Annotated in this window: 17 protein-coding genes and 5 tRNA genes; 14 read left to right on the forward strand and 8 right to left on the reverse strand. The window is 44.5% G+C overall.

The genetic code is table 11. The features are described 5' to 3' along the window. Nucleotides 1-29 precede the first annotated feature (29 nt). The 9 genes from H8698_RS08260 (at nt 30) to H8698_RS08300 (ending at nt 3,901) form a co-directional block, all read left to right on the forward strand. A complete protein-coding gene (locus tag H8698_RS08260; protein WP_177678786.1) occupies nt 30-230 on the forward strand; it encodes a cold-shock protein in 201 nt (66 codons plus the stop codon). A gap of 139 nt (nt 231-369) precedes the next feature. Continuing rightward, nucleotides 370-1,248, forward strand: coding sequence for an Hsp33 family molecular chaperone HslO (hslO, locus tag H8698_RS08265; protein WP_249312762.1), 879 nt, complete (start codon nt 370-372; stop codon nt 1,246-1,248). A gap of 68 nt (nt 1,249-1,316) precedes the next feature. Then, nucleotides 1,317-1,392 (forward strand) — tRNA-Val (locus H8698_RS08270). A 179-nt stretch (nt 1,393-1,571) separates the two neighbouring features. Next, nucleotides 1,572-1,856 (forward strand): hypothetical protein, encoded by a 285-nt coding sequence (locus tag H8698_RS08275; protein WP_177678125.1) that lies wholly within the window; start codon nt 1,572-1,574, stop codon nt 1,854-1,856. Nucleotides 1,857-2,031: 175 nt separating this feature from the next. Further along, nucleotides 2,032-2,108: transfer RNA gene (locus tag H8698_RS08280), tRNA-Asp, on the forward strand. Between the two features lie 6 nt (nt 2,109-2,114). Further along, nucleotides 2,115-2,190: transfer RNA gene (locus H8698_RS08285), tRNA-Phe, on the forward strand. Nucleotides 2,191-2,216: 26 nt separating this feature from the next. Beyond that, nucleotides 2,217-2,291, forward strand: a tRNA-Gly gene (locus tag H8698_RS08290). Nucleotides 2,292-2,350: 59 nt separating this feature from the next. After that, a tRNA-Cys gene (locus tag H8698_RS08295) sits at nt 2,351-2,425 on the forward strand. Nucleotides 2,426-2,875: 450 nt separating this feature from the next. Then, entirely contained in the window at nt 2,876-3,901 is a 1,026-nt protein-coding gene (locus H8698_RS08300; RefSeq protein WP_249312763.1) for an NAD(P)H-dependent amine dehydrogenase family protein, read from the forward strand. A 165-nt stretch (nt 3,902-4,066) separates the two neighbouring features. Here the strand turns inward: H8698_RS08300 and H8698_RS08305 are convergent, their stop codons facing one another. Then, nucleotides 4,067-4,504 (reverse strand): DUF5684 domain-containing protein, encoded by a 438-nt coding sequence (locus tag H8698_RS08305; RefSeq protein WP_177678129.1) that lies wholly within the window; start codon nt 4,502-4,504, stop codon nt 4,067-4,069. 148 nt (nt 4,505-4,652) lie between these two features. Between H8698_RS08305 and H8698_RS08310 the strand changes: the two genes are divergently transcribed. From H8698_RS08310 to H8698_RS08320, 3 genes are all read left to right on the forward strand, one after another. After that, nucleotides 4,653-5,060 (forward strand): cytidine deaminase family protein, encoded by a 408-nt coding sequence (locus H8698_RS08310; RefSeq protein WP_249312764.1) that lies wholly within the window; start codon nt 4,653-4,655, stop codon nt 5,058-5,060. 221 nt (nt 5,061-5,281) lie between these two features. Beyond that, nucleotides 5,282-5,968, forward strand: coding sequence for a nucleotidyltransferase domain-containing protein (locus H8698_RS08315; RefSeq protein WP_249312765.1), 687 nt, complete (start codon nt 5,282-5,284; stop codon nt 5,966-5,968). Beyond that, the gene (locus H8698_RS08320; protein ID WP_249312767.1) at nt 5,965-6,450 is read left to right on the forward strand and encodes a GNAT family N-acetyltransferase; all 486 of its coding nucleotides are present in this window, start codon (nt 5,965-5,967) and stop codon (nt 6,448-6,450) included. The genes H8698_RS08315 and H8698_RS08320 overlap by 4 nt, the downstream gene beginning before the upstream one ends. 38 nt (nt 6,451-6,488) lie before the next feature. Here the strand turns inward: H8698_RS08320 and H8698_RS08325 are convergent, their stop codons facing one another. Continuing rightward, on the reverse strand, nt 6,489-7,241 hold the full coding sequence (locus H8698_RS08325; protein ID WP_249312772.1) for a YetF domain-containing protein: 753 nt from the start codon (nt 7,239-7,241) through the stop codon (nt 6,489-6,491). A 173-nt stretch (nt 7,242-7,414) separates the two neighbouring features. Here H8698_RS08325 and H8698_RS08330 point away from each other — a divergent pair, with 173 nt between their 5' ends. After that, complete coding sequence (locus H8698_RS08330; protein WP_177678140.1) at nt 7,415-8,596, forward strand: Gfo/Idh/MocA family protein; 1,182 nt, start codon at nt 7,415-7,417, stop codon at nt 8,594-8,596. 5 nt (nt 8,597-8,601) lie between these two features. After that, nucleotides 8,602-9,432: a sugar phosphate isomerase/epimerase family protein gene (locus H8698_RS08335; protein ID WP_249312773.1), complete on the forward strand. Its 831-nt coding sequence runs from the start codon at nt 8,602-8,604 to the stop codon at nt 9,430-9,432. A gap of 36 nt (nt 9,433-9,468) precedes the next feature. On the opposite strand, the gene H8698_RS08340 is transcribed toward H8698_RS08335, so the two are convergent. From H8698_RS08340 to H8698_RS08365, 6 genes are all read right to left on the reverse strand, one after another. Further along, nucleotides 9,469-10,848, reverse strand: coding sequence for an FtsW/RodA/SpoVE family cell cycle protein (locus H8698_RS08340; protein ID WP_249312774.1), 1,380 nt, complete (start codon nt 10,846-10,848; stop codon nt 9,469-9,471). After that, nucleotides 10,841-11,206 (reverse strand): PadR family transcriptional regulator, encoded by a 366-nt coding sequence (locus tag H8698_RS08345; protein ID WP_249312775.1) that lies wholly within the window; start codon nt 11,204-11,206, stop codon nt 10,841-10,843. Before H8698_RS08345 ends, H8698_RS08340 begins: the two co-directional genes overlap by 8 nt. A 131-nt stretch (nt 11,207-11,337) precedes the next feature. Beyond that, nucleotides 11,338-12,486: a lactaldehyde reductase gene (fucO, locus tag H8698_RS08350; protein WP_249312776.1), complete on the reverse strand. Its 1,149-nt coding sequence runs from the start codon at nt 12,484-12,486 to the stop codon at nt 11,338-11,340. An 86-nt stretch (nt 12,487-12,572) separates the two neighbouring features. Continuing rightward, nucleotides 12,573-14,027, reverse strand: a complete 1,455-nt coding sequence (locus tag H8698_RS08355; RefSeq protein ID WP_249312777.1) for a polysaccharide deacetylase family protein — start codon at nt 14,025-14,027, stop codon at nt 12,573-12,575. 187 nt (nt 14,028-14,214) lie between these two features. Beyond that, complete coding sequence (locus H8698_RS08360) at nt 14,215-15,477, reverse strand: purine-cytosine permease family protein (protein ID WP_249312778.1); 1,263 nt, start codon at nt 15,475-15,477, stop codon at nt 14,215-14,217. A 16-nt stretch (nt 15,478-15,493) separates the two neighbouring features. Continuing rightward, a complete protein-coding gene (locus tag H8698_RS08365; RefSeq protein WP_249312779.1) occupies nt 15,494-17,305 on the reverse strand; it encodes a transporter substrate-binding domain-containing diguanylate cyclase in 1,812 nt (603 codons plus the stop codon). Nucleotides 17,306-17,492: the final 187 nt, after the last annotated feature.

Raw genomic sequence — 17,492 nt, forward strand, 5'->3', positions numbered from 1 at the left:
TTTTATTTTTTTCAGGAGGAACATCTTAAATGCAGACAGGCAAAGTGAAATGGTTTAATGCACAGAAGGGTTTTGGCTTCATTGCTGCTGAAGACGGTACAGACGTATTCGTTCATTTCTCAGCGATCGCAATGGACGGCTTTAAAACACTTGACGAAGGTATGGACGTACAGTTCGAAGTTGTTGAAGGTGCAAAAGGTCCCCAGGCAGCAAATGTCACAAGGGCGTAATCTTCAGATTTTGGGCTTCATATATATATGCTAATTTAGTTTTTATATGTGACACTTAAATTCAATGCAACACATACCAATCAGCCCCGTAATCGAAAAGGTTATGGGGCTTTGCATTTTTTAGAAAGGTTTTAAAAACATGAGTGTGATAAAACGTGCAATTGATTCGGAAGGACTGGTGCGGGTAAGCTTTGTTGACAGCCGCGACATTGTGCAAAGAGCCTTTGAGATACATCAAACATCACCGGCTGCCACGGCGGCTTTGGGCAGAACCTTAACCATGACGGCGCTGATCGGCAGCGGAATGAAGTCGGAAGAGGACACGGTTTCGGCCATTATAAAAGGGGACGGGCCGCTGGGTTCCATTGTGTGCACGGCCGACGGACGGGGCGCCGTGAAAGGCTGTGTGGGGAATCCTGATGTAGACCTTCCGTTGAAAAAGAACGGTAAGTTAGACGTTGGCGGCGCAGTTGGCAAAGGGTCTTTGGCTGTCACCATGGATTTGGGGTTAAAGGAGCCCTATGTGGGGCAGGTGCCGCTGGTTTCGGGAGAGATTGCGGAGGACTTTACCTATTATTTCGCCAAGTCACAGCAAATTCCCACGGCTGTGTCTTTAGGCGTTTTGGTGGATACGGATTACAGCGTGAAGCAGGCGGGGGGACTGTTTGTTCAGCTCATGCCGGGCTGTGACGAGGAAACCGCCGCATTAATCGAAGAAAATGTAAAAGGGCTCGACTCTATAACCACTATGCTGGAAAATGGAGCTTCTGCCGATTTAATTATTACCAGCGTTTTTGCAGGCCTGTTTTTTAAATATTTAGACGAAGTGGAGTATGAATACCGATGCGACTGCAGCAGACAGAAAATTGAGCGGGCGCTCATTTCGCTGGGAGAAGAAGAACTGAAGAAAATGATGGAGGAAGACCACGGCGCCCAGGTAACATGCAGATTTTGCCCTGAAGTTTATGAATTTTCTGAATTTGAGTTGGACGCGCTTTTAAAAAAAGCAAAAAAATAAAAAATTTTGCTTGACATTCTTTTGTCTTTCGTGTATAATAATTTTTGTTGGTTTTAGAACCAACATGTGGGCGCTTAGCTCAGCTGGGAGAGCATCTGCCTTACAAGCAGAGGGTCACAGGTTCGAGCCCTGTAGCGCCCACCACATCGGAGTAAGCTTTGCTTGCTCCGATTTTTTTTGCAAAAAAAGATAGCAGTTCGCATTGTTGCGGCACGCCATTTGGCGTGCCGCTTTTTGATATAATGTATGTCACGAACGACAAAATATGACATATACTGATATTGGGATTTGTTCCCAATCAATTATCTTGGAGGTTTTATTTTATGTCTTGTTGTTCAGGATCAAACAATTTTAACAGAAACGAATTAGAGCGCGCAGTCCGCGCTGCTGAAAGGGCCGCCTGTATGGCAGAACGTGCTGAAAAGGCCGCATGTGAAGCTGCTTGCACAGCAAAAGAAGCCGCTTGTGCGGCTGAAGCTGCTGCTGCAAAAGCAGCAGAAAGCGCCTGTGAAGCACAGGAGGCACTTCGGGAAGTGCGCCGCATTGTTGAGGAAGCCGGCGACGACTCCTGCGGTGATTTCGACCACGGCGGCTGTTTCTGCCGGTAATCGTGTTTTCAAAAGCCGCCATACGGCGGCTTACATAGAATTCTGAAAAAATCATGGAATATCACTGCGGATTTCACATATATTATGATTGTGAGGCAAAAAATTAAAAAAACTCTTGACAGTGCCAGATGATTATGCTATAATAACAAAGTCGCAGGAAAATTTTATTGAATGCGGCTCGGTAGTTCAGTTGGTTAGAATGCCAGCCTGTCACGCTGGAGGTCGTGGGTTCGAACCCCATCCGAGTCGCCAATTTTTGCCTCTGTAGCTCAGTCGGTAGAGCAAGGGACTGAAAATCCCTGTGTCGGTGGTTCGATTCCGCCCGGAGGCACCACCGTGTTATTTTTTAGATGTTATTGTGCGGGAGTGGCTCAGTGGTAGAGCGTCACCTTGCCAAGGTGAACGTCGCGAGTTCGAATCTCGTCTTCCGCTCCAAAAACTAAAATCTTGCCTTAAAGTTAAGGCAAGATTTTAGTTTCAAAATTGAATGAAACGGCGCCATAGCCAAGTGGTAAGGCATGGGTCTGCAACACCCTGATTCCCCAGTTCAAATCTGGGTGGCGCCTCCACGTTGCGGCGAACCTTTTGGTTCGCCGCATTTTCATGCGAAAATACGGCTTCACTTGAACGGCTGCCGCTCCTCTTTCGCAAAAAGGCACGCTTATGCCTGTTCACTTGCAAGCTCGCTCGCAACGGCTTACAGTTACTGCCGCCTTTTCGCGAGTATGTGCCTGCGGCGCATAGGTATCTTTTTTGGAAGGGTTAAGCCATCTAATATATCCTTTTTCATATGTATTTACACAGCCAATCAATTTATATAGTCAATTGTTTGAAATATGACAGTTGGCTTTTTACAATTTACTTAATTGTAACTAAATGGTTCTTTTTCAGTGCTATATGTATATTTTATCAAATTTGGTACATCATAATGGCAAATAACTGTTATGGTACAGAATTTTCAGCAAAACCCGTAGTCGTGGGCTGTGCGGGCGCTGTTTAAGGAAAGAGGAGTATTATTTATGGAAAAAATTAAAGCTATTCAGTATGGATGCGGAAAAATGAGTAAATATACATTGCGATATATGTACGAGCACGGAGTACAAATTGTTGGTGCAATTGATATAAACCCTGAAGTGGTCGGAATGGATATTGGTGATTTTGCAGAGCTTGGTGTCAAAACGGGTGTGATTATCAATAGCAATGCCGACGAAATCTTGGACAACACCGATGCTGATATCGCAGTTGTTACACTTTTCAGTCTGGTTAGTGACTGCTACGAACACTTTGTTAAATGTCTGAGTCGTGGAATCAACGTCATCTCGACCTGCGAGGAGGCTACCTATTGTTGGACAACCGACCCTGTACGTGCTAATACTCTTGACGTTATTGCCAAAGAACATGGCTGCACATTTGTCGGAAGCGGAATGGAGGATACTTTCTGGATAAACATGGTCGGTATGATTGCTGGGAGTTGTAATAGTATCAAAAAAATTGAAGGCGCAGTAAGCTATAATGTTGAAGATTATGGTTTGGCCTTGGCAAAAGCTCATGGGGTAGGATTAAGTGCAGATGAATTTGAAAATCAAATTGCACATCCTGAAACTATAGAACCATGCTATGTATGGAACTCAAACGAAAGCCTTGCCGCAAAGCTTGGACTTACAATTAAAAGTCAGACGCAAAAGTGTGTTCCGTATTTTAAGGAAGATGATGTTTATTCCTCTACAATGCAACGAACAATCCCTAAAGGAGAGTGTATTGGAATGGCGGCTGTGGTAGAAACTGAAACATTTCAAGGTCCAATCATTGAAACCAGATGCATAGGCAAGGTATATGGTCCCGATGATGGCGATATGTGCGATTGGAAAATTATTGGCGAACCGAATACCGAATTTCATGTAGTCAAACCTGCTACAGTTGAGCATACATGCGCAACTATTGTCAATCGCATTCCGAGTGTATTAAATGCGCCGTCCGGTTTGGTAACTGTTGACGAATTAGATGAAATTTCGTATTTAGCCTATCCAATAGAATTCTACTGTTGATAAAAATAATTTAACCTTGTTTGATCATTAGAGAAACAACAGATTGTAAAAGATTTTCAATGTCTGAGACATTGAAAGAACAAGTTAGATGAACATTCCATGTTATGAAAAACACCCGCGCTTTGCGCGGGCGTTTTTCATAAACTTTTTGTCTGTTCATTTGTTTCAGTTATGCTCTGCATATGTAGAGCTTCCAAACCCAAGAATGAGCATAAAAATAGGGTTTAATAAAATTAATCCGATTGCAAATCCCACACCGTGCCCAAATGCTTTTGATAGCTTAAAATATTGGATAATGGAAATAACGGCAACAACAATATACAAAATGAGTGCGATAATGGCTGCCAAACTGTTTTGCATGCTGTTAAAGATTCCAGCAAGAATTGCTGCAACAACACATATCCAGAACATGGACGGTTTCCAGCATATCCGATACAGAACGTGCCCGTTCAGAATCGGGATAATTGATTTCCAGCCGGCTTCCCCGGCCTTGGTGAATATTTTCCACTGCGCAATTACTAAAAGAACATAGTAAACGATAGCAATTATGCTTATCGTTGCGAGTGAACCTAAAATAAACGCCATAATTTCAGAATCTGACATTTTAACCCCTCCTTTTTTTAATGGTATTATACTATATGAATAAAAATATGTCAATAATAATAAAAAAATAGGTAATTATGCACAAAAACATGTATGGAAAATTATGCAAAATTTTAGTAAAACGATGTTTAGAAAGGAATGAAACAGTATGAATGAAATTTGGAAACAATTATATAATGCGGCAAAACAAAAGCTGAACCCAAAGGTTATCTCGCCATTTGTGGAAAGCGGAGGCGTGGCAGCGGCTGTGCTGACAGAAAAGGGGAACATTTACACCGGCGTGTGCATTGACACGGCCTGCACTCTTGGAATGTGCGCCGAACGAAACGCCATTGCAAACATGATTACCAATGGTGAAAGCAAAATCATAAAACTGGTGTGTGTGATGGGAGACGGAACCTGTGGCTACCCCTGCGGCGCCTGCCGGGAGTTTTTCATGCAGCTTGGACGGGACAGCGCGAATATAGAAATTTTAACAGACCTAGACGGCCTAAAAACAATTACGTTGGGGGAACTTTTACCAAACTGGTGGGGTGATCATTTATGGGAGCATTAAAATGCAGAATAATAAAGAATCCCCATGGAAATGAGGCCAAATAGAACGATCAGTCCTAATAGGATTTTGTCTTTTCAAATTACCTCTACCAGGTCGCCGTCTTTTTTGCAGTAAGAAAGCACAAAACATAATAGGCCCAGGAAAAATAAAACGTATATAAAACAAGTTGCAGGAGGCGAAGGTTTATGGTATAGTATTGTTTATGAACGGAGGTGCCATTCATGGATCTGGAAAAATGGTTGAAAGAATATGAAGAGAAAATAAAAGGTCTGTTTCACAGCCGGATTTTGTTTTTGGGGCTTCAGGGAAGCTATTCCCGGGGCGAAGCGGACGAAAACAGCGACATTGACGTGGTTTTAATTTTAGACCAGGTTACGGCAGACGACTTGAAACAGTACCGCAAGGCCATTGACCATATGGATTATCGGGAAAAAATCTGCGGGTTTGTTGCGGGCGAGAAGGAGATTTCCGGCTGGGAAAGGGCAGATTTGTTCCAGTTTTATTACGACACGGTTCCGATCATTGGCTCTTTGGACTATTTTGTTCCGGCCCCCGGCCGGGAAGAGGCGGTGCGTGCGGTCGTTGCCGGCGCGTGCGGAATTTATCACGGTGCTTCCCATAACTTTTTGCACGGACAAAGCGGCGCGGTGCTGAACGGTTTATGCAAAACGGCGGCCTTTGTTATGCGGGCAAGGTTGTTTTGTGAAACAGGAACGTTTTTTAGAACGAGAGCGGAGCTTTACGCCGCTGCGGACAAAACAGAGCGGGAACTTTTAGACGCGGGACAGCGTTTAAAAAGTGATGAAACGCTTTTAAAAGCGGAGTTTGAAACCATAACGCAAACGCTTCTTTCGTGGACAAGCGAAATGGTTCAAAAATATTCAAAACAGGTTGGGAAATACATATGAACATTTCATTTTGCAAAGCGGATTATAAGGATTTAAAGAAGCTGCTGTCCCTGTGCAGGGAGGCGGTAAATGCGCCTTACAGCACTTGGAACGAGGACTATCCGAACGAGGAAATTTTAAAACAGGACATTGCCGCGGGCACGTTATATATCATTCAAATGGATTACCGGGACGCAGGATTGATTGCCGCAGGCGAAAACGGAGAGTTAAACTGCTTGCCCTGGGACGGGGCGGCCTGCCGCCCGTGCGAAATCGCCCGGTTCGGGCTGGTTTCACAAATGCGGGGCAAGGGCCTTAGCAGGCTGGTGCTCAAAGAGGCCATAGAGCTGTGCAAACAACAGGGGTTTGACACCATTCGCCTCATTGCAAGCTGCGGCCAGCCGGTGGTAAAACGGCTGTATGAGGGTGAGGGGTTTCAAAGCTTTGGCACGGCACGTTTGTTTGAGCACGATTTTGTGTGCTATCAAAAAAGGATTGTCTGATAAAAAACAAACCGCGGGGTGATTCGCGGTTTGTTTTTTTATAAATCGAACATGTCTTTTTTGTCTTTGCGGTCTTGCTTTTCATATACATAAAAATCACCGTTTTTGCTGCATACGGCAAGATAAATGTCTTTAATATGCGAAATGTTTTGTTTTTTCAGCTCTTTATTCAGCCAGTCTTCGTTATAGCCCGCATTTTGCAGGTTGCCGGAAAGCACCTTGCCGTCTAAAATCACGTTGGTGTATAAGGTGTCTTCTGCTGGCGTTAATTTTAGGTCCTGGGTTTTAACAGGCCGCGCCGCAGTGGTTGGCAGAATACTGATTTTTCCGTTGGACTCCTGCACAGCGGTTTTTATGTCGTTCAAATTGAAATATCCCAGCAGCCGGCACTGCATTAAAAATTCGTTGATGTCAATTTTTGCCTTGTCAAAGTTTTTGTTATAAATCTTTCCGTTTTTCATTAAAATGATCGTACGCCCCTCCACGAACCGGCGAAACCCCAAGGATTTGCAGGAAATTTGGGCAAACACAATCACCGCAATGGCATAAATCACCATAGCCACCAGCGGGTCTAACATATTTTCAACGTCTGACGTAGCAAGCTCCGCCGCAATGGAACCGATGGTGATGCTGTTCACATAATCGAATAGATTCATTTGTGAAATTGCCCGGTTTCCAATGAGCTTTGCCAAAATAAACATAACGGCAACGGAAAGCAAGGCGGTTAGGGTTACGCTTAAAATTTCCACAGGTATCATTTCCTTTTCTTTGTTTTTGATTAGTTTAACCACTTTTTGCACCTTCATGCGGGGGCAAAATTTTTTTGAATTTTTTATGTTTACTCTTGACTTTTCAGTGGGAATTTGGTAATATGAAAGGCGGTATAGATGGTGGTTTCTTTTATCATGAAAACGATTACCAATTGTCTATTATTTTATATTTCAATAAGGAAGGATGAAAAAACATGGCAGGAGAAAATTTAGACGCATTCAAAAATACCGCCAGCGGTAACAAAGAAATTGACGCCAGCAAAAAGGTGAAAGTTGGTATCATCGGAACAGGTTGGATTGCCGGTGCGCACATTCAGCAGTATCTTCAGATGCCCGACGTTGAAATTATCGCGGGCGCAGACTTAATTCCCGGAAAAGCAGAGGCGTTTTTTAAAGAGAACGGCGTTACCGGCGCACGCTGCTATCCCGACCACGTTTCCATGCTCGATGCAGAGCCCGAGCTGGACGCTGTCAGCATTTGTACATACAACAAAACCCACGCAGAGTGCGCAATTTATGCACTGAAAAAAGGCGTTAACGTTTTGCTTGAAAAACCCATGTGCGTAACAACTGAAGAAGCATTGGAAATTATGAAAGCAGAAAAGGAAAGCGGCAAAATTATTTCCATCGGCTTCCAGCCCCGTCTTGACCCCAATATGCAGAAAATTAAAGCAATTGTGGACAGCGGTGTGCTTGGCAAAATTTATTATATTCAGACAGGCGGCGGCAGACGTCACGGTATTCCTACGCCGTTCGGCACAACCTTTATTCAGGAGGACACCGGCGTTATCGGCGCAATGGGCGACATTGGCTGCTATTCGTTAGATATGGTGTTAAACGCAATTGGCTATCCGAAGCCGTTAACCGTTACGGGCTACACCTCAAACTTCTTCGGTAAAGACCCTCACTATTTTGAAATGGACGGCAAGCCGGCTGAATATGCTGATCTTTTCGGCGTTGAAGATTTTGCGGCAGGTTTTGTTCGTTTAGAGGGCGGCATTATTTTAGACTTCAGAATTGCATGGGCAATGCACTTAGACACACCGGGAGACACCATTATCATGGGTTCAAAGGCATCTTTGCGCATTCCTTCGACAGAGTGCTGGAACGGCGAGTTAGATAAGCCGATGGTAATTTACACAGAGGTGGCAGGCTCGCAGCTTGAAACAGTTGTTCCCAAAATCTTTGTAGACCCCAACGACCCGACCCAGTCCTGCTTCTACAAAAAGGTTCGCTCTTTCTTAGACGCTGTAAAAGAAGGCGGAAAAGCGCCTGTTCCCACAAGCCAGATTCTTTACAACCAGGCAATTATCGATGGTATTGTAAAATCTGCTAAAATTGGCAAGGAAATTGCAATTGAACTTCCGGAGGTTTGATTGATATGGGAAACTTAAAAATTGGTTTGCAGCTGTATTCTGTGCGCGACGACATGGCGCAGGATATGTATGCCGCATTGAAAAAGGTTAAGGAAATCGGTTACGACTATGTTGAGTTTGCCGGCTACTTCGACCACAGCGCAGAGGAAGTAAGATCTATGCTGGACGAAATCGGCCTCACATGTGTTTCCGTTCACCAGGCTTATAACCTGTTTTTAGAAGAGGGACAAAAGGCTGCCGACTATTTAAAAACCATTGGTGCAGACTATGCCGCAATTCCGTGGATGGCGGCGGAAGACCACAAGGGCTGCGACCACTATGACAACGTAATAGCAGACATCACAAAAGTGGGCCGGCTGTTAAAGGACAACGGCATTCAGCTTCTTTACCACAACCACGATTTTGAATTCCAGAAGTTTGAAGATAAATTTTTGTTAGACTGGCTCTATGAGTCTGTTCCTTCAGATTTACTCCAAACCGAGGTTGATACCTGCTGGGTGAAATATGCCGGCTACGACCCCTGTGAATATTTGAAGAAATATACCGGCAGAAGCCCGGTAGTGCATTTGAAGGACTTTACCTGCAAACGGTTTGCAGGCGGCCCTGCCTATGCGCTGATTGACGAAAACGGCAAGGAAATTAAAACCACAAGGGAAGACAATGGGTTTGAGTTCCGTCCCGTTGGCATGGGCCTGCAGGACTTCCCGGCGATCTTAAAAGCCGCCGAAGAAGCAGGAGCTGCCTATGCGATCGTTGAGCAGGATGCGTCGGTTGACCGTCCGCCAATGGAAGCAGCAAAGCTCAGCCGTGAATATTTAAAGAAAATCGGATATTAAAAACAGAACCGCCGGGCAATTAGCCCGGCGGTTTTTTTACTTCTTTTTGAAATCAATAATCAGCTTCCCGTCATGAAAGGATAAAAATTTGTTTTTCTCTTTCATCTGCCCGGTTTTTCTTTTTCCGGCAGGCACAATGTTGTTTCTGCGCCATACGCTGAGGATGATGCCGATGAGAGCCATTGTTACACAATAGTCCGCACCGCCGTAGGAAATGAGCGGAACAGAAAGGTCTGCAAAAGGAAACAAATTAAAATTCATTAAAATGCTGAACACAAATTTAATCGTCAGCACCAGGCAGGCGGAGAGGGAAAGGAAAAAACCAAACCTGTTTTTTACTTTGCTCACCGTTAAAAACAGCCGGACCAAAAACACGATTACCACAGCAACCAGAAAAAGTCCCGCAATCCAACCGAATTTTGTAATAATGTTTACCAATACATATTCATTTGCGGCATTGGGCATAGTTCGGTCGATGGGCGCGCCTAAAATATCGAAATTTGTGGCGCCGATTGGCTTTGATGCCATGAGCCACTTCTGGGCCGTCATGGGCAGATATCCTGCGCCCAGCGGGTCGGCGTTATAGTCGATAAATGCCCGGAGTTTTGCCCTTAAATATTCCGGCATGAGAAAGAATCCAATCACTGCGGCAAGAAGCAGAAACAGACAGCAGATAAGGATATATTGCTTTTTGTTTTGCAGCGTATTGCTTTTTAAAACCGCCACAGCTGCCGACACAAGGAGCATTACCGCAAAAATTAAAATGTTAATCATGGATGGATATAGGGCGGTGAGCACCATTGGAAAAGCGGCAAGCAAAAAAAGCTTGATAAAATCAGACCATCGCTCTGCCCGGCACAGCCACACAGACAGTGGAATAATGGTGAAGTGCAGAAGCCCCGCAGGCGAAAAACCATATCCTGCAAAATATACGACTCTGTGTGAGCCGTTTATCCGGGCGCCGAACAAGCCCAAAATCAATATAAGGTTAACGGCGGCATAGAAAAACCAGGATAATTTGAAAAGCTTTGTGTAGTCGAACATGGTAACGGAAAGAAGCACGGCTAAGCCCACACCGGAAAAGAATAAATAGCGGGGAAATTGAATTTGCCCGGAATCTTGACCGATGAAATACATGGCTGCCCCGCCGAAAAGCGCAATGAGAACCGTCAGCAGCAAAAGCGACCACTCAATTTGCGGACGGTGCTGTTTGTCCAGCCGCGTGCCGATTACATCTGCATCCCCCATGGCGGCAATGGCTTTGTTTAAAGCTTCGTCTTCGTTCAAGCCCTCAGACAGATAGGTGTCTTTTAATTCGTCAATATGCTCGGAAAGCTCCTGCCGGACTTCGCTGTGCACCGCCTTGCAGGAAATATGTAGACAGATTTGGTCTAAAAAGGCGCTTATTTTATTCATAGCAGGCCCCCCTAAACGCGGTTATGCTGGAAACAGAGCCAATTATGGTGTTTACTGCATTGGAATAGGTTTTCCACTCTCTTTTTTTCTCAATTAACAGCTTTTTGCCCAGCGGCGTAATCTGATAATATTTTCTGCGCTTGCCGTTGTCTGCGTCAAACCAATAAGAGGCAATGGCGCTTTCATTTTCCAGACCGTGCAGCATGGGGTAGAGCGTGCCCTCCTTAAGCTCAAAAATGTTTTCCGACTGCTTTTTCAGCTCTTGGGTTATCTGGTAGCCATACATATCCCTTTTCTCCAACAGCGACAAAATTAAAATGGAGGTGCTGCCTTTCATCAGTTCCTTGTTGATTTTCATGTGATCACTCCTATACATATAAATTCTATATACATAGATATTCTATGTATTAAGTATAGCAGGAAAAAGATTCTTTGTCAAGAGAAAAATAAAAAAACTCCGGGCATATATGCCCGGAGTTTTTTTGGCGCTTACAGTAATGACTCATACAGTTTTATAATATCTTCCACACAGGTGTCCCTGGGGTTTCCCGGACGGCAAGCATCTTCAAATGCAGACTGGGCCAGGAATGGAATGTCTTTGGGATTTACAATTTCTTTTAAATCAGCAGGAATGCCTACGTCTTTAGATAGCTGTTTCACTGCGTCAATTGCCGCTTTGCGATATTCCGAAGCGTCCATGGAATCCACGTTTTTCACACCCATAGCCCGGGCAATTTCCCGATATTTCTCGCCGGCGGCCTCTGCATTATATTCCATAACCGTAGGTAAAATGATAGCGTTCGCCACACCATGAGGCGTATCATACAGCGCGCCTAAGGGGTGCGCCATGGAATGAACAATGCCAAGCCCAACGTTGGAAAAGCCCATTCCGGCCACATACTGTCCCAGCGCCATGCCTTCCCGTCCCTCGGAGGTGTTTTCAACCGCTCCCCTTAAAGAGCGGGAAATGATTTCAATAGCCTTTAAGTGGAACATGTCGGAGAGCTCCCAGGCTCCCAAGGTGATGTAGCCCTCAATTGCGTGGGTAAGGGCATCCATGCCGGTAGCCGCGGTGAGGCCTTTCGGCATGGACTCCATCATGTCAGAGTCCACAAAGGCAACCACCGGAATATCGTGGGGGTCAACACAGACCATTTTACGGTTTTTTTCTGCATCAGTGATTACATAGTTAATGGTAACTTCAGCCGCTGTGCCCGCTGTGGTGGGAACGGCAAAAATGGGAATACATTTGTTCTTAGTGGGGGCAACCCCTTCCAGACTTCTCACGTCTGAAAATTCGGGGTTGGTAATAATAATGCCGATGGCCTTAGCCGTATCCATTGAGGAACCGCCGCCAATGGCAATGATATAGTCGGCCTGTGCTGCCTGAAATGCCTTAACTCCGTGCTGCACATTTTCAATGGTGGGGTTGGGCTTTATATCGCTGTAAACCTCATATGCGAGGCCTGCGCCCTCCAGAACATTCAGCACCTTTTTTGTCACGCCAAATTTGATAAGGTCCGGGTCGGAACATACAAAAGCCTTGTGAAATCCGCGGCCTTTGGCTTCTTGGGCAATTTCGTTAATTGCACCGGCGCCGTGATAGGATGTTTCGTTTAAAATAAATCTGTTTGCCATTTCACATTACTCCTTTATTATTTTATTGATAGTATATGCAGCTTTTCTGTTTCCAACCATATAGAGCCTGTGCTGTAAAGTTTTTCTTATGATACTGTGTTTTTCACAGGCCGCGTTATGTCTAAAATTTTGCTGACGTCAAACAAATCCTCCAGCTTGTCCGCGCTGTAATAAAGCTCATTGCCACCGATTACCCGCCGGCCCTGGCGGAGATAGTCATTCCCCATGGTCACGCTGGACTGGTTTGAATTTGCCGGACAGAATATGTTAAACCCTTTTGTTTTTAAGTATTTAAACTTTTCGTTATCCTCTTTATATTCGCCGCTTTTCACAATGTCTGTCCCGCCGGCATATATTAAAATATTTGTGCTGCCCACAATAGGTTCAACCTCGGTTTCCCAGCGGTCGGTGTCGGTTTTCAGCCTTTCCAAGCTGTTGTTGGCATATGATGTGTAGGCCCAGCTGTTGCTGGCAAAGGTATAGCCCAGCTCCTTTAACCGGTTGGCCACGGTTTTTGCTTTCTCGATATCGCCTTCTTGATACCCCTCGCCATTTGGATTGGTGCGGTAGCCCAAAACGCCGTCATATCCAGTAACGGCCAGGGTTGCCCGGGCACCTTGATAAGAAAAGTCCGGATGTTTATTGATAAAGCTTTCTAAAATCGGCACCAAATCGAAAGCACCGGTGGTAACAGTGCCGTTTTCGTCTGTATATTCGCAGGCCGGAAGCCCGTCTTCGCCGATAACGATTTTTGACGCAAACCCATCACCTTTTAAACTGGTGTAGTAAGAAACGTCTTCCTGAGAAAGAACAAGGGGCTTTTTGCCCTCGGGCAGATAGATATCGCAAAATTCAAAGCCGTCGCTGCTGCTTTTGGCGATGTCGTTTAAGTCCACCAAAACATATCCCCGGCTGTATAGACTGTCTAACATTTTCGAAAACTCCGTAACGGTAACCATATTGCGGTCATATTTATCCGCGCTTTCGTCTTTGTCGAAGGCTTTCGACGTGTCATAAACAAGCGTGCGGAACGAAATGTGTGGAATTTTGGTGTTGTCTTCAAACTTTACCAGCTTTGCTTTCCCATCCTCATATTTTAAAATCGCAGCCTTTAGTTCTTTCTTTTTTTCATATTTCTCGCCGTAGGATTGGATAATGTCAATGGCCTTGTCATAGTCGTAGCCCGCGGCGGCAAGGTCCGCGCTGGAAACAAGCTGGGCAATGTCCGGCTTGTCCTTTTTGCCGCCGCCAAACAAACCGGCGATGCCCCGCACCGCGGCGACAATACCTGTAATGACAAGTGTCAGCACAAGCAGAAAAGCCACAATGACAATGGAAAGGCGGGTGATAATCCGCTTTTTTCTGGCCTTACGCCGTTGAGCGGCAAGAGCGCGGCTACGCTCCGATTCACGGTTGGCGGTTTTTAAAATTCCCGCAATATCATCGTTATATTTTGTTTCTTTATATTTATCATCAAAGTCGTAAATACCTGTGTTGTTTAAATTTTCACCTTTGTTGTTTTCATCGAATGGTTCAGACATGGTTTAAGCCTCCCAAAATTTATCTTAAACTTTATTATATCAGAGGAAAGGGCAAAAAGCAACAAAGTGTGACGAAAAAAGGCGGAACATTGTAAAAGTGCTGTAACGGCTTGAGAGGACTTCATGAAAAAGCCTTGATAAAACAAGAGGTTATCTTATATTTGAGTAAAAATTGTTGCATATTATATTATTTTATATACCGGATGCGCAGCAGGATATAGAAAATTACTGTGGGGATCACAGGAATGGTCCAGATTTGCAGTCCTTTCAAATACCATATGAGACATCCGCCGGCAATGCCTGACAGCCACGCGATAAAGGGAATGGTGCTTTTAGGCGGCTCCAGTTTCTTGCGGAGGAGCACTTCTGCGATTGCCAGTCCCGCCAATAGCATGACGCTTAACACCAGCGAACGGGTAAAATGCGATAAATAATTCGACATTCTTGCCACACCAACGAGAATGGCCAGCCCTCCCATGAAAAACACCACTGTTTTATGGGAAAGGTTTCCTCCCAAAAAGGTTCTTTTTACGAGACTCTGCAATGCAAGGCTGCCAGTATATAAATTTACGATCTGAGTAGTGTACGAACATAATGCCAGCCAGATGATACTCGGAATTGCCATTTGCAAAAGTAAGATTCCATAGGTCAGGTTCTGCGCATCCATTGCACGGGCAATAAAAATACCGTACAGATTACCAAGTATAAGCGTAGCTGCATAGGCCAACACACACAATATAACGGAACGTCTGCTTTTCGCAAAACGGCAGATATCCGGCATAGTGGTGGCGGACATACAGAAATTTCCGACAATCAGCGTACATGCGGCGCCAAAAGACAGCTGAGCTTCCGGCTGGCCGTGCAGCAAAAAGCCAAAGCCGCCTTTTATTGTTCCGAGATGTATGATATTGTATATGGTCAAAACGATGATAATCGGGACAGAGATACCGCTGACAATAACCATGCCTTTCCAGCCGTTGCACGCTAAAAATATACTGATTGATAGGATGAATAGGGTAGTAATCACAGCCGGGAACGGCCAGCTTGGGAAAAGGACAATGAAAATATTTGCCAGCCATTCCCCGTTTATGCCAACCCAGATAATCATTGCAAGTATAATCAATACGGAAAATACAGAAGCAACTTTACCGCCCAATATTTTTTGTATCAGATTTACGCTGGTATAACCTGACTCGTAACCGGCCATGCCCCAAAAAGCAGCAATAATGCATAAAACTACATTTCCGGTCAGGGAGGCAGCAATCGCATTCCAAAACGGCATGGCACTGCCCAGCTGAACGCCGATTGTCATCCCGGAGGTAGAAAGCGCAAAGCCGAACAGAATAAGCGCAAGCTTTGCGGTAGCTTTTCTTTTTTCTGAAGGAACAGGAGAAAAAGCATATTCATATGTTTCATTAAAAAAAGAAGTGATATTCTGAAATCCTTTCATATTTTACCTTCTCCCGTCATTCTGTTATGATCTGAATAGCATCTCTTCCTTGCTCTTTCACTGTATAAAGCGCCTTATCTGCCAATTGGAACGTTTCCTCGACAGACCGGCTTCCGATGATTGCGCCTCCGATACTGAGTGTAGCAGGCAGAGAAACGTTTTCATAGCTGCATTCTTTCATTGCTGTCTGCAAGGCCTCACATTTCTGCTCGATGGATTCCATATTTTCGGCAGCGTTTATGATATACAGCATAAATTCGTCGCCACCCCAACGGCAGAGAATGTCTTCTTCATAAAAAATACGTTTTAAATGGTATCCCATACACTTTAACACAGCATCGCCGCACTGATGTCCGTAAACATCATTGAAATGCTTAAAATGATCTACGTCTATCATCAGCAGCAAGTCGTTTGTGATGTCTGTTCCGGGCGCAAGCCGTTTCTTTATTTCCGACTCTGCACCGGCCCTGTTATAAAGCCCGGTGATATTGTCATACATGCCCAGCTTAATCAGCTGCTCTTTTTCCTGATATGCTTTTTCCGCATTGGTAAGAAAACCAAGTAAGCTAATCGGTCTGTGATAGGATTCTGCAGTAGAAACCACGGAGAAAGTCAAACGGAAGTGCTGCCATTTTCCGTTGTTGAGCTTACAGGTCAATTCGACGTCATAGGCTTTCTGCTCCAGCCCATCGGAGAGCATTTTTTCAAATTGCTGATTGGTTAAGGATATTTCTTTGTCCGGTCTTTCCAAATAAGCGCTGAAATTGCTGATTTCAGAAGGCATGGCCAGTTTGTTTGCAGATTTACCGAACAGCGACAATTTGTCTGTCATATAGTCATATTTAAAGCCTGCCTCGCCTACGGTATCGGCAAACATTTGATAGCTTGCGGCGTATCCCTGTATGGAAACACTCTGACGGTTTTTAATCCGCATATAGATAACAATGCTCATAATTGTCAGAACAGAAATCGTTATAAGCACACAGATAATTTCAAAGGGGTAGGAATAAACAAAATCCCCCAGGCTTTTGACGGAAATGGTTCGGTTATACGTCAGGCTTTCGTTGATATCATTTCTGTTGATGCCTGCAATAGTCCGGTTCAGCAGCGGTTTTAATACTGCACTTTCATTTGTGCAAATTCCAAACCTTAGCTGCACGCTGACATTGATGGGGATAGACACAAGTTCCCGGTTTGTATATCTCTGAGTATAACTGAGACCGGTATAAATATTGCAATACATAGCATCAACCTGTCCTGCACGGATCGCCGCCAGACATTCTGCCGGTGTGTGAAAGGACTTATGTATAATGGAAGGATTTTGAGAAAGAATGGGATAGCCTTCTATTTCCGCTACTGTATATTTCGCTGCATCGCTCAAATCTGTATTTTTGCTGCGCAGCATCATCATTCCGGATTCTAAATAGGCGTCGGAAAGCTCTAACTGATAGGTGTTTTGTTCATCGGAATAGACTGCTGCTAAAACCGCAATATCAGCTTGGCCGTTTTCTGCCATTTTTATGGCGTGCATGTAGTCTTTTGCCTCAATATATTCTACTGTTAGGCCTGTTTCTTTCTCAAATCGTCTTATAATATCAACGGCAAGTCCCCGCGGCGCACCATATTTGCCGTCTAACGACGAAATGGGCTGCCAATCGTCTATCACAGCGGCCTTTACGGTTTTTTTCCGGGTAATATAGTCCTGTTCCTCCGGTGTAAAAGCTTCTCCGGCAATTCCATGCGCGTAGGTAATATTGCCTGCAAGTAAAACAACAAGTGCTGTCCAAACAGAAAGTATTTTTATTGTATCATATATTTTTCTGTTCATAACACCATCTGCCTTTCGCGATTGTTATTTGCAATAAGGTAGCCGTACGCAAAACGTATCTCTTTTTATTATCAACATGAAGCATATGATAATTTTTATCCGCAGCATATTGAAGTATTGTAATTATATCACTCATTTGTGCAAAAAGCAAGATTGTTATTTTTTCGTTTTGCAGGTAAGGCGAAAT

The sequence above is a fragment of the Congzhengia minquanensis genome (assembly GCF_014384785.1).
Taxonomy (GTDB): Bacteria; Bacillota; Clostridia; order UBA1381; family UBA9506; genus Congzhengia; species Congzhengia minquanensis.

What these genes read in the sequence shown, in the direction of transcription:
- H8698_RS08315 (WP_249312765.1), top strand. Translation starts at nt 5,282, where the DNA reads ATGGATCTGGAAAAATGGTTGAAAGAATATGAAGAGAAAATAAAAGGT.
- H8698_RS08335 (WP_249312773.1), top strand. Translation starts at nt 8,602, where the DNA reads ATGGGAAACTTAAAAATTGGTTTGCAGCTGTATTCTGTGCGCGACGAC.
- H8698_RS08320 (WP_249312767.1), top strand. Translation starts at nt 5,965, where the DNA reads ATGAACATTTCATTTTGCAAAGCGGATTATAAGGATTTAAAGAAGCTG.
- H8698_RS08310 (WP_249312764.1), top strand. Translation starts at nt 4,653, where the DNA reads ATGAATGAAATTTGGAAACAATTATATAATGCGGCAAAACAAAAGCTG.
- H8698_RS08345 (WP_249312775.1), bottom strand. Translation starts at nt 11,206, where the DNA reads ATGAAAATCAACAAGGAACTGATGAAAGGCAGCACCTCCATTTTAATT.
- H8698_RS08275 (WP_177678125.1), top strand. Translation starts at nt 1,572, where the DNA reads ATGTCTTGTTGTTCAGGATCAAACAATTTTAACAGAAACGAATTAGAG.
- H8698_RS08260 (WP_177678786.1), top strand. Translation starts at nt 30, where the DNA reads ATGCAGACAGGCAAAGTGAAATGGTTTAATGCACAGAAGGGTTTTGGC.
- H8698_RS08355 (WP_249312777.1), bottom strand. Translation starts at nt 14,027, where the DNA reads ATGTCTGAACCATTCGATGAAAACAACAAAGGTGAAAATTTAAACAAC.
- H8698_RS08365 (WP_249312779.1), bottom strand. Translation starts at nt 17,305, where the DNA reads ATGAACAGAAAAATATATGATACAATAAAAATACTTTCTGTTTGGACA.
- H8698_RS08305 (WP_177678129.1), bottom strand. Translation starts at nt 4,504, where the DNA reads ATGTCAGATTCTGAAATTATGGCGTTTATTTTAGGTTCACTCGCAACG.
- H8698_RS08330 (WP_177678140.1), top strand. Translation starts at nt 7,415, where the DNA reads ATGGCAGGAGAAAATTTAGACGCATTCAAAAATACCGCCAGCGGTAAC.
- H8698_RS08340 (WP_249312774.1), bottom strand. Translation starts at nt 10,848, where the DNA reads ATGAATAAAATAAGCGCCTTTTTAGACCAAATCTGTCTACATATTTCC.
- H8698_RS08300 (WP_249312763.1), top strand. Translation starts at nt 2,876, where the DNA reads ATGGAAAAAATTAAAGCTATTCAGTATGGATGCGGAAAAATGAGTAAA.
- H8698_RS08360 (WP_249312778.1), bottom strand. Translation starts at nt 15,477, where the DNA reads ATGAAAGGATTTCAGAATATCACTTCTTTTTTTAATGAAACATATGAA.
- hslO (WP_249312762.1), top strand. Translation starts at nt 370, where the DNA reads ATGAGTGTGATAAAACGTGCAATTGATTCGGAAGGACTGGTGCGGGTA.
- fucO (WP_249312776.1), bottom strand. Translation starts at nt 12,486, where the DNA reads ATGGCAAACAGATTTATTTTAAACGAAACATCCTATCACGGCGCCGGT.